This window comes from Kitasatospora sp. NPDC057223 (genome assembly GCF_042669755.1).
Taxonomy (GTDB): domain Bacteria; phylum Actinomycetota; class Actinomycetes; order Streptomycetales; family Streptomycetaceae; genus Kitasatospora.
Genome location: NZ_JBHUWW010000203.1, coordinates 1 through 11002 on the forward strand (window position 1 = coordinate 1; position 11002 = coordinate 11002).

General features: G+C 70.8%; 13 protein-coding genes. 6 read left to right on the plus strand and 7 right to left on the minus strand.

The window, feature by feature from the left end; genetic code table 11:
• Together ACFUK0_RS37835 and ACFUK0_RS37840 are read right to left on the minus strand one after the other, a co-directional pair.
• On the minus strand, positions 1–179 hold a 179-nt coding region (locus ACFUK0_RS37835), incomplete at its 3' end, for an ATP-binding cassette domain-containing protein (RefSeq protein WP_380258220.1).
• 13 nt (positions 180–192) lie between these two features.
• Positions 193–864, minus strand: a complete 672-nt coding sequence (locus ACFUK0_RS37840) for a DUF4097 family beta strand repeat-containing protein (RefSeq protein WP_380258198.1) — start codon at positions 862–864, stop codon at positions 193–195.
• A gap of 243 nt (positions 865–1107) precedes the next feature.
• On the opposite strand from ACFUK0_RS37840, the gene ACFUK0_RS37845 reads away from it, so the two are divergent.
• Positions 1108–1863, plus strand: a complete 756-nt coding sequence (locus tag ACFUK0_RS37845) for a helix-turn-helix domain-containing protein (RefSeq protein WP_380258200.1) — start codon at positions 1108–1110, stop codon at positions 1861–1863.
• A gap of 174 nt (positions 1864–2037) precedes the next feature.
• Complete coding sequence (locus tag ACFUK0_RS37850) at positions 2038–2604, plus strand: dihydrofolate reductase family protein (protein ID WP_380258202.1); 567 nt, start codon at positions 2038–2040, stop codon at positions 2602–2604.
• Between the two features lie 36 nt (positions 2605–2640).
• Here the strand turns inward: ACFUK0_RS37850 and dnaB are convergent, their stop codons facing one another.
• On the minus strand, positions 2641–4266 hold the full coding sequence (gene dnaB / locus ACFUK0_RS37855) for a replicative DNA helicase (protein ID WP_380258204.1): 1626 nt from the start codon (positions 4264–4266) through the stop codon (positions 2641–2643).
• Between the two features lie 454 nt (positions 4267–4720).
• Between dnaB and ACFUK0_RS37860 the strand changes: the two genes are divergently transcribed.
• Entirely contained in the window at positions 4721–6046 is a 1326-nt protein-coding gene (locus tag ACFUK0_RS37860) for an MATE family efflux transporter (protein WP_380258206.1), read from the plus strand.
• A 73-nt stretch (positions 6047–6119) separates the two neighbouring features.
• Here ACFUK0_RS37860 and rplI read toward each other — a convergent pair whose 3' ends face one another.
• From rplI to rpsF, 4 genes are all read right to left on the minus strand, one after another.
• Positions 6120–6566: a 50S ribosomal protein L9 gene (gene rplI / locus ACFUK0_RS37865; RefSeq protein ID WP_380258208.1), complete on the minus strand. Its 447-nt coding sequence runs from the start codon at positions 6564–6566 to the stop codon at positions 6120–6122.
• A 17-nt stretch (positions 6567–6583) separates the two neighbouring features.
• Entirely contained in the window at positions 6584–6820 is a 237-nt protein-coding gene (gene rpsR / locus ACFUK0_RS37870) for a 30S ribosomal protein S18 (RefSeq protein WP_030304537.1), read from the minus strand.
• Between the two features lie 92 nt (positions 6821–6912).
• Positions 6913–7527 carry a single-stranded DNA-binding protein gene (locus ACFUK0_RS37875; protein ID WP_380258210.1) on the minus strand — a complete coding sequence of 205 codons (615 nt, stop codon included), beginning with the start codon at positions 7525–7527 and terminating at the stop codon, positions 6913–6915.
• Positions 7528–7633: 106 nt separating this feature from the next.
• On the minus strand, positions 7634–7924 hold the full coding sequence (gene rpsF, locus ACFUK0_RS37880) for a 30S ribosomal protein S6 (RefSeq protein WP_380258212.1): 291 nt from the start codon (positions 7922–7924) through the stop codon (positions 7634–7636).
• 308 nt (positions 7925–8232) lie between these two features.
• On the opposite strand from rpsF, the gene ACFUK0_RS37885 reads away from it, so the two are divergent.
• From ACFUK0_RS37885 to ACFUK0_RS37895, 3 genes are all read left to right on the plus strand, one after another.
• Entirely contained in the window at positions 8233–8529 is a 297-nt protein-coding gene (locus tag ACFUK0_RS37885) for a hypothetical protein (RefSeq protein WP_380258214.1), read from the plus strand.
• Between the two features lie 216 nt (positions 8530–8745).
• Positions 8746–9864: a lipid II:glycine glycyltransferase FemX gene (locus ACFUK0_RS37890; RefSeq protein ID WP_380258216.1), complete on the plus strand. Its 1119-nt coding sequence runs from the start codon at positions 8746–8748 to the stop codon at positions 9862–9864.
• A gap of 43 nt (positions 9865–9907) precedes the next feature.
• Positions 9908–10942, plus strand: a complete 1035-nt coding sequence (locus tag ACFUK0_RS37895) for an alanine racemase (protein ID WP_380258218.1) — start codon at positions 9908–9910, stop codon at positions 10940–10942.
• Positions 10943–11002: the final 60 nt, after the last annotated feature.

Genomic DNA, 11002 nt, shown 5'->3' on the forward strand with positions numbered 1-11002 from the left:
CCGGCGTCGGCGCTCACCAGGGTGGAGAGGATCTTGACGACGGTGGTCTTGCCGGCCCCGTTCGGGCCGAGCAACGCGAAGACGGTCCCCGCCGGGACGGCCAGGTCGATGCCGTCCAGCACCACCTTCCCGCCGTACGACTTACGCAGACCGACAGCCGAGATGGCCGGGTTGGTCATGGTGGCTTCTCCTTCAGAGGGTGCGGGCGGTGATGTCGCCGTAGGCGGTGGTCGCGTGGATGCTCAGGCCGGCGGCGGCGCCGTCGGTGTTGGTGAGCGCGTTGTGGATCCGGCCGTGGGTGGTGCCGGCGTCCAGCGAGGCCGAGACTCCGCGGGCCGCGCCGACCGTCACGTCGCCGGCCTCGGTGCGCAGCACGACGGTGCCGCCAACGGCCTCGGCGATGCGGATGTCGCCCTTCTGGGTGCTGATCTCCGCGGGGCCGCCCAGACGGCCGACCGAGATGTCTCCGGCGAGGAGGGTGAGGCGGGCGCTCGCTGCCTCGTCGAGCTTGACCGTGCCCTGTGCGCCCTCGAAGGCCACGTCGCCGAGCCGTCCGACGCCCCGGAACTCGGCGGCGGCCGCCTTCGCCCCGATGCGGGAGCCGGCGGGGAGCTGGACGGTCACCTCGACGAATCCCGGGGAACCGAGGATCCGGCTCCTGGCCGGAGCGACCCCGATCCGCAGCACGCCGTCGCCGTACTCGACCGTGGTCTGCTCCGCCGCCTTCACGTCGCGGCTCTTCGAGGCGTCCGCGGGCCGCACCTCGACGGTCGTGTCGGTCCGGTCCGCGGCGATGAAGCTGATGCGTCCCGCGGGGACGTCGAGGACGGCGGAGATCGGGGCGGGGGTGTCGAACTTCTGCATCGTGCTCTCCCTGTTCTGCAGCGTGCGCCCTGTCGGCCCGCTGTTTCTGATGAGGGAAAAGCTACGTTGCGTTCATGAAATTGGCAACGGATTCGTTGCGCATCAATGTCATCGATGCAGCTCAGAGCGCCTAAATCGTTGCAATGCTTCAGAATTTAATGCAACGACCATCGGCACTTGCGTTGCAATGGACTGTCGGTGAACGCTATACTGAGGACACCACGGACGACGAAGGAGACCGCGATGCCGGGAGGCAGGCTCACCCAGCAGGAACGCCAGCAGATCGCCCTGGGGCTGGCCGACGGCCTCGCCTACGCGGAGGTCGCCAGACGCCTCGACCGCCCGACCTCGACGATCACGCGCGAGGTGATGCGCAACGGCGGCCCCACCGCCTACCGCGCCGAACTCGCCCACCGCTCCACCGAACACCGCGCCCACCGCCGCAGGCAGGCCGCGCCGGCCGGGTCGCAGACGCCCCCGCAGGCCTACGGGCGCGACGCCGAGGCGGTGCGCCGGTACGAGGAGACGCTGACCACCACCCTGATGGCCTCGGGCACGCCCAAGATGATGGCCCGGGTGCTGACCTGCCTCTACACCAGCGACACGGGCAGCCTCACCGCGTCCGAACTCGTCGAGCGCCTTCAGGTGAGCCCGGCGTCCATCTCCAAGGCGATCACGTTCCTCGAAAGCCAGGGCCTCATCCGCCGGGAACGCGACGACCGCCGCCGCGAGCGCTACGTCGTCGACGACGACGTCTGGTACCAGTCCATGATCGCCAGCGCCCGCGGGACCACCCAGCTCGCCGAGACGGCCCGGCAGGGCGTCGGCGTCCTCGGCGCCGACAGCCCGGCCGCCGCCCGCCTGGAGAACATCGCCCGCTTCGTCGACTTCGTCAGCGAGAGCATCATCCGCGCCGCGGACCAGGCCCGCGAGATCCTCCACACGAAACCCGCGACGCCCCCGGGCGGCGTCGCCGAGCCGGATCCGGACCGCGGATAACCGGGCCCTGCCCCGCACGGGCGAGGGGCGGGCCGGACGGCTTGTCCGAGTCGGCCGAGTGCACCAAGCTGAGTTCCAAGCACGAGGGTTGCCGGCGAGCCCGGATCGCGCCCCGACGAGTCTCCCGCGCCGCGCCGACCGTACGCCCGACCCCCACGGACGGAAGGCCGGCCCATGCGGAAACTGATCTACGGCATGAACCTGACCCTGGACGGCTACATCGCCGCGCCCGGCGACGACATCGGCTGGAGCGGCCCCCCGAGCGACGAGCTGTTCCAGTGGTGGCTCGACCACGAGCAGGCGATCGGCCTGTCGCTGTACGGGCGCAAGCTGTGGGAGGCGATGAGTTCCTACTGGCCGACCGGCGACCAGCGGCCCGGAGCCACCCCGGCGGAGATCGAGTTCGCGCGGAGCTGGCGGGACACGCCGAAGGTGGTGTTCTCCTCGACGATCGACCAGGTCGACTGGAACACCCGCCTGGTCACCGGCGACGCGATCGCCGAGATCACCCGGCTCAAGGCCGAGGACGGCGGCCCGATGGACATCGGCGGCGCGACACTCGCCGGGGCGGCCATGCGCGCCGGGCTGATCGACGAGTACGCGATCGCCACCCACCCCGTCCTGGTGGGCGGCGGCACGCCGTTCTTCACCGCGCTGGACAGCTGGGTGAACCTGAAGCTGGTGGAGACCCGGACGTTTCCCGGCGGCGTGGTCGTGACCAGGTACGGGACGAGGCGCTGAGCAGCGGCACCCCCGCGCCGCGAGGATCGCCGGGAGCTACTCCCTGGTCATGTCGACGAACCGTGAGTAGTGACCCTGGAAGGCGACCGTGATGGTGGCGGTGGGGCCGTTACGGTGCTTGGCCACGATCAGGTCGGCCTCGCCGGCGCGCGGGGACTCCTTCTCGTAGGCGTCCTCGCGGTGCAGCAGGATGACCATGTCGGCGTCCTGCTCGATCGAGCCCGACTCACGCAGGTCGGAGACCATCGGCTTCTTGTCCGTACGCTGCTCGGGGCCACGGTTCAGCTGGGAGAGCGCGATGACGGGGACTTCGAGTTCCTTGGCCAGCAGCTTGAGGTTTCGCGACATGTCGGAGACCTCCTGCTGGCGGCTCTCGGCCCGGCGGGAGCCGCCGGCCTGCATCAGCTGGAGGTAGTCGATGACGACGAGCTTGAGGTCGTTGCGCTGTTTGAGCCGGCGGCATTTGGCGCGGATCTCCATCATCGACAGGTTCGGTGAGTCGTCGATGTAGAGCGGGGCGTTGGTGACGTCGGGCATCCGGCGGGCGACCCTGGTCCAGTCGTCGTCCGTCATGTTGCCGGAGCGCATGTGGTGCAGGGCGACCCGGGCCTCGGCGGAGAGCAGGCGCATGGCGATCTCGTTGCGGCCCATTTCGAGCGAGAAGATCACGCTCGGCAGGCCGTTGGTGATCGAACAGGCCCGGGAGAAGTCCAGGGCGAGCGTGGACTTTCCCATCGCGGGCCGGGCCGCGATCACGATCATCTGGCCCGGGTGGAGGCCGTTGGTGAGCGCGTCGAGGTCGGCGAAGCCGGTCGGGACGCCGGACATCTGGCCCTGCCGGGAGCCGATGGCCTCGATCTCGTCCAGGGCGCCCTCCATGATGTCGGAGAGCGGGGCGTAGTCCTCGCTGGTGCGCTGCTCGGTGACGGCGTAGATCTCGGCCTGGGCCGCGTTGACGATCTCGTCGACGTCGCCCTCGGCCGCGTAGCCCATGCCGGCGATCCGGGTGCCGGCCTCCACCAGGCGGCGCAGGACGGCGCGCTCGTGGACGATCTCGGCGTAGTACTCGGCGTTGGCCGCGGTCGGGACGGAGTTGACCAGCGTGTGCAGGTAGCCGGGGCCGCCGGCCCGGACGAGCTCGCCGCGCTTGGTGAGCTCGCTGGCGACGGTGATCGGGTCGGCCGGCTCGCCGCGGGCGTAGAGGTCGAGGATCGCGCTGTGGACGAGTTCGTGGGCCGGGCGGTAGTAGTCGTGCGGCTTGAGGACCTCGACGACGTCGGCGATGGCGTCCTTGGACAGGAGCATGCCGCCGAGGACGGACTGCTCGGCGGCGAGGTCCTGCGGGGGCACCCGCTCGAACCCGTCGGCGGAGCCGGAGCGCTCGGGCTCCTCGTCCCGTCGCTGCTTGCCGCCACCCCGCTGGAATCCGCCGTCGCGCCCCTTGCCGCCACCGCCGCCACCACCGCCACCACCGGCGCGCTCGACCTGGCCGTTGCCGCCACCGCCACCGGTGCGGCTGCGCGAGACCGGCAGCCGGTCCCCCGGACCCTCCGGGAAGGGGGCGTCCGCGAACGGGCCCGCCGCGAAGGCGTCGTCGGACGGCTGCCAGTCGTCCTCCGGCGGCGGCGGAGCGTCCTGGTCGTCGTACTGGGGGCCGGTCACGCGTGTTCCCCGATCAGCGATTGGTGCGAGTTGGAGCGGGCCGTGCGGTGGCTCGGTGGAGCGGTCGTCCGCTCCTCTTTCTACGCCACCGTGCCGCGATAGCGGACGGCGGGCGGTGACGGGAGTGTCGGCTGAGCGCCCCACGCTAAGGCTCCGGGCGCCCTTCGGCCAAGGCGGTTATCCACAGGGCGTGTGGATGACGGGCCCGTCCCTGTGGAGAACCCGGGCAAACCTGTGGACACCCCTGTGGACAGCACTGTGGATAACCACACCATCTGTCCACCGTCAACGGGCTGACCTGCAAGTACTTCTTCCACGGGCTGTGCATGAGAAATACTTCACACGCGTGTGGACCTGTCGGTGGTCCGACCCTGTGGACACTCCGTGCCATGGCTCACAGTAATGACCGACATCACCTTGTGACTCTTACCTGTGGATGAGTAGCCTGAGCGCCATGACACCGCCAGCAGACCGCCGCCAGCACGACCGCGAGATCCTCGCGCTCGCGGTTCCCGCCTTCGGCTCCCTCGTCGCCGAGCCGCTCTTCCTGATGGCCGACTCCGCGATCGTCGGCCACCTCGGCACGGCCCAGCTGGCGGGCGTCGGTGTCGCCTCGGCGGCCCTCGCCACCGCTGCCGGCGTGTTCGTCTTCCTCGCCTACGCCACCACCGCCGCCGTCGCCCGCCGGATCGGGGCCGGCGACCGCCGGGCCGCCATCCAGCAGGGCCTCGACGGCATCTGGCTGGCCCTGCTGCTCTCCCTCGGCGTGGTCGCGCTCGCCCTGCTGCTGGCACCCGCGGTGGTGGCGGCGCTCGGCGCCTCCCCCACCGCGGCGCCGTACGCCGTGACCTACCTCAGGATCAGCGCGCTGGGCCTGCCCGCGATGCTGATGGTGATGGCCGCCACCGGCGTGCTGCGCGGGCTCCAGGACACCCGGACCCCGCTGCTGGTCGCCATCGGCGGCTTCACCGCCAACCTGGGCCTCAACCTCTGCCTGGTCTACGGCGCCGGTCTCGGCGTGGCCGGCTCGGCCTGGGGCACGGTGCTGGCCCAGACCGGGATGGCCGCCGCCTACCTGGTCGTGGTGGTGCGCGGCGCCCGCCGGGAGCACGCGAGCCTGCGGCCCGACCTGCCCGGCATCCGGGCCTGCGCGCGGGCCGGCGGCCCGCTGATGGTCCGCACCCTCAGCCTGCGGGCGGTCCTCATGATCGCCACCGCGGTGGCGGCCCGGCTCGGGGACGACGAGATCGCGGCCCACCAGGTCGCGATGACCCTGTGGAGCTTCCTCGCCTTCGCCCTGGACGCCATCGCGATCGCCGGCCAGGCCATCGTCGGCCGCTACCTGGGCGCCGGGGACGTGCCCGGCACGAAGGCCGCAGCCCGCCGGATGGTCGAGTGGGGGGTGGGCTCCGGTGTCGTGCTCGGGCTGCTGCTGGTGGTCGCCAGACCGCTCTACGTGCCGCTGTTCACCCCGGACCCGGCGGTGCAGCAGCAGCTGTCCCACGTACTGCTGCTGGTCGCGCTGACCCAGCCGGTGGCCGGCCTGGTGTTCGTCCTGGACGGCGTGCTGATGGGCGCCGGCGACGGCACCTACCTGGCCTGGGCGATGCTGGGCACGCTGGTGGCGTTCGTCCCGGCGGCACTCGCGGTGCCGGCCCTGGGGCTCGGCCTGCCGGGCCTCTGGTGGGCGATGAACCTGTTCATGCTCGTCCGCGGCGCCTTCCTGTACGGGCGCGAGCGGACCGGCAGGTGGCTGGTCACCGGCGCCGTCCGGGTCTGAGCGGCCGAGGCGGGGAACGACCGAGGGCCGGGTCCCGTCAGGGAACCCGGCCCTCAGGCCACTGCTACGGGACTCAGGCGGAGACGACGGCGACGTCGAGGTTGGCCTGGACGTCGGCGTGCAGCTTGACCGAGACCTTGTGGGCGCCCACGGTCTTGATCGGCGAAGCGATCGTCACGGCGCGCTTGTCCACCAGGGGACCGCCGGCGACCTTGACGGCCTCGACGATGTCGGCCTGGGTGACCGAGCCGAACAGGCGGCCGGCGTCGCCGGAGCGAACGGCCAGCTTGACCTGCAGGCCCTCCAGCTTGCCCTTGACCTCGTTGGCAGCCTCAAGGGTCTGGATGGCGTGGACCTTGCGGGCGCGACGGATGGCGTCGACGTCCTTCTGGCCACCCTTGGTCCAGCGGATGGCGAAGCCACGCGGGACCAGGTAGTTGCGGGCGTAGCCGTCCTTGACCTCGACGACCTCGCCGGCACCACCGAGGTTCGGAACCTCGTGCGTGAGGATGATCTTCATTATTCGGTCACCCTCTCTTAGCGCGCGGTGCTGGTGTAGGGCAGCAGCGCCATCTCACGGCTGTTCTTCACGGCCGTGGCGACGTCGCGCTGGTGCTGGGTGCAGTTGCCGGTGACCCGGCGGGCGCGGATCTTCCCGCGGTCGGAGATGAACTTGCGGAGCAAGTTCGTGTCCTTGTAGTCAACGTAGTTGACCTTGTCCTTGCAGAAGACGCAAACCTTCTTCTTAGGCTTGCGAGCAGGCGGCTTCGCCATCGTGTGCTCCATTTGGTTTTTACGGTCCGGACCAGCGGGTCAGCGCGGACGCTGAGCCGGCAGGCGCCGGATCGCACGAAATCTGTCAGCGTTTAGAACGGGGGCTCTTCCGAGAAGCCGCCACCGGCAGGGGCGCCCCAGCTGCCGCCACCCTGGTTTCCACCAGAGGGAGCGCTGGAAGCCCACGGGTCGTCGGACGGGCCGGACTGGCCGCCGCCGGAGTTTCCGCCCCAGCCACCGCCACTCTGCTGCCCGCCGCCGGAGAACCCGCCACCCTGCTGGCCGCCGCCGCCGAAGCCGCCGCCACCACCAGGACCGCCGGAACCGCCCGGGGCACCGGACCGGTTGGCCCGGGTGACCTTCGCGGTCGCCGAGCGCAGGCTCGGGCCGACCTCGTCGACCTCGACCTCGAAGACCGTCCGCTTCTCGCCTTCCTTGGTCTCGTAAGACCGCTGGCGCAGTCGGCCCTGCACGATCACGCGCATGCCGCGCTGCAGCGACTCGGCCACGTTCTCCGCCGGCTGCCGCCAGACGTTGCACGTGAGGAAGAGGCTCTCGCCGTCCTTCCACTCGTTCGTCTGACGATCGAAGGTGCGCGGGGTGGACGCGATACGGAACTTCGCGACCGCCGCACCCGACGGGGTGAAGCGCAGCTCGGGATCGTCGACGAGATTGCCGACGAGGGTGATGACGGTCTCGCCTGCCATGGTGGTGGTGACCTCTCGGTGGAGTCGTCCGTTCAATGCTCGCCGCGCTGTTTCACGTGAAACAGGCGACGCGAGTCACCTGGCGCCCGAGGGCGTCAGCGGTGGCTCAGTGGGTGTCCGGGCGCAGGACCTTGGTCCGGAGGACCGACTCGCTCAGACCAAGCTGGCGGTCGAGCTCCTTGACGACCTCAGGCGTGGCCTTGAGGTCGATGACCGAGTAGATGCCCTCGGACTGCTTGTTGATCTCGTAGGCCAGACGGCGACGGCCCCAGGTGTCGACCTTCTCCACGTTGCCGCCGCCATTGCGGACGACCGTGAGGAAGTTCTCGATCAGGGGGGAGACAGCGCGCTCCTCGACCGACGGGTCGAGGATGACCATCAGCTCGTAGTGACGCATGGGTAACCCACCTCCTTTGGACTCAACGGCCACGGTCTCTCCGTGGCAGGAGGGTTGTGCAGCGTCGGCACCGGAGTAGTGACGACACCGGCTCACCGTAGTGGCCGGGTCCGACATTCGAGCCTCCCGGACCCGTAAGAGGGCACGGAGGGGCACAACTACACCAGTGCAGACCTCACACCCTACCCGCACCCGGTCGGCCGAACAAAACGCATAGGGGTTGTGATCCACCCCCCAATCGCCGCAATCTGGACGGAACGGCCGCGACGGACGCGACCGCCGCTCGTCCTCCTCCGGAGGTGGGACTCATGGCACTCTCCATGCACCGACTCCCCGCACTCACCCTCAACACCGACGGCCACCGGCATCCCCGCGAGAACACCCTGGTGGGCGTGGCCGCCGTCCTGGGCGTGCTGGCGTTCACGACCTCGTTCTTCCACGGCCTGCACATGCTGAGCTCGTGGACCGGGCTCCTCGGCGCCGCCACCGGCCTGTGGGGGCAGTTCGTCTCCGTCACCACAGCCGAACGCTTCGTCCTGGTCATCGCGACGGGGATGGCCGCGTTCGGCCTCGGCCTCGGTCTCGCCCACGGCGGCCTCTGGTGAGCCCCGCGCGCTGACGCGCCCCCGGGATCCGCCCCCGCGGCACGCGCCCGGCAGCGTCACCGGCGGAACCACCGGCGCCCTCGCTCCGTACCTACCGATGACAGGTACGGGGACGAGGGCGCCGCACTGCCCGCACCCGTAGCGGTCCGGGATCCGGACGATAGGGTCACTGACAGACCCTGGGCAGCTGAGCCCGACCAACAAGGAGCACCGAGCATGAGTCTGCGCCTGAGGACGATCACCCGCGAGGAGCACCTCGCCTTCATCCGGACCCGCGCCTCGGCCAGCCACATGCAGGTGCCGTCCTGGGGGGACGTGAAGGCGGAGTGGCGTTCGGAGTCGATCGGCTGGTTCGACGACTCCGGCGAGATCGTCGGAGCCGGCCTGGTGCTCTACCGCCAGCTCCCCAAGATCAAGCGCTACCTGGCGTACCTGCCCGAGGGCCCGGTGATCGACTGGTTCGACCGCGACCTGGACCGCTGGCTGGAGCCGATGCTGGCGCACCTCAAGTCGCAGGGCGCCTTCTCGGTGAAGATGGGCCCGCCGGTGGTCATCCGCCGCTGGGACGCGCCGACCATCAAGGAGGCCATCGCCGCCAAGCAGGCCAAGCGCCTGCGCGACGTCGAGGCCGACTGGTACGAGGCCCGCGCCTTCGAGGTCGCCGACCGGCTGCGCAAGGCGGGCTGGCTGCAGGGCGAGGACGGCGGCGCCGGGTTCGGCGACGTCCAGCCGCGCTACGTGTTCCAGGTGCCGCTGGCCAACCGCTCGCTGGACGACATCCAGAAGGGCTTCAACCAGCTCTGGCGGCGCAACATCAAGAAGGCCGAGAAGAGCGGCGTCGAGGTCGTCCAGGGCGGCTACGAGGACCTCGCGGTCTTCCACCAGCTCTACCTGGTGACGGCCGAGCGGGACCGCTTCACGCCGCGCCCGCTGGCCTACTTCCAGCGGATGTGGAACGCGCTGACGGCCGAGGACCCGAACCGGATGCGGCTGTACATCGCCTACCACGAGGGCGAGCCGCTGGCCGCGACGACGATGCTGGTGGTCGGCGAGCACGTCTGGTACTCCTACGGCGCCTCCGCGAACCACAAGCGCGAGGTGAAGCCCTCCAACGCGATCCAGTGGCGGATGATGCGCGACTCGTACGCACTGGGCGGGGGCGTGTACGACCTGCGCGGCATCAGTGACACCCTGGACGAGAACGACCACCTCTTCGGGCTGATCCAGTTCAAGGTGGGCACCGGCGGCCAGGCCGCCGAGTACCTCGGAGAGTGGGACTTCCCGCTCAACAAGCTGCTGCACAAGGCCCTCGACATGTACATGTCGCGACGCTGACCCCGCTCCGCCCCCTTGTCCCCTCTCCCCGGGAGATGACCCGATGACGCTGTCGCTCTACCTCGACACCGGCCGCTGGCGCACTCACCAGCAGTCGGTGCTGGCCGAGTTCCCCGGCCTGGTGCCGGTGGCCAAGGGCAACGGCTACGGGCTGGGCAACCAGCGGCTCGCCGAGGAGGCGACCCTGCTGGGGACCGGCATCCTGGCCGTCGGCACCGCGTACGAGGCCGCCGACGCGGCCACCTGGTACGGCGGCGAGCTGCTCGTCCTGACGCCGTACCGGATCGGCGAGGAGGTGCTCGCGCTGCCGCACGCCCGGGTCATCCGCACCGTGGCGAGCGTGGCCGCGCTGCGTGCCGTGCCGGGGGCGCGGGTGGTCATCGAGTGCATGACCAGCATGCGCCGGCACGGCGTCGGCGCGGGCGACCTCGCGGCCGTCGCCGAGCTGGTGGACAGCGTCTCCTTCGAGGGCCTGGCCCTGCACCTGCCGATGGACCGGCCGGACGGCACCGACCCGGTGGACGAGGTCGCCCACTGGGTGGACGCCGCCTCGGCCGCCGGTCTGCCGGTGCGCACCGTGTTCGTCAGTCACCTCGGCGCCGCGGGCATGGCCCGGCTCGCCGAGCGCTACCCCGGCACGGTCTTCCGGGCCCGGATCGGCACCCGGCTCTGGCTCGGCGACTCCGGTGCGCTGGAGGTCCGCGGGACGGTCCTGGACGTGACCCCGGTGGTCAAGGGCGACCGGTACGGCTACCGGCAGCACCCGGCGCCCTCCGACGGGCACCTGCTGGTGGTCACCGGCGGCACGGCGCACGGCATCGGCCTGGAGGCGCCGAAGTACGTGCAGGGCGTCTCCTCCCGTGCCAAGGGCATCGCCCGGGCCGGTCTGGCGACCGTCAACAAGACCCGCTCCCCGTACAACTGGGAGGGCCGCCAGCTCTGGTTCGCCGAGCCGCCGCACATGCAGGTGTCGCTGCTGTTCCTGCCGTCCGAGGCGAAGCCGCCGGCGATCGGCGAGGAGCTCGCCCTCCAGGTCCGGCACACCACCACGCACTTCGACCGGGTGGTGGACCGCTAGCAGCACGGTGCGGGAGCAGCACGGAGACGGGCCGGTGGCCGGCACCCCGAGGGGTGCCGG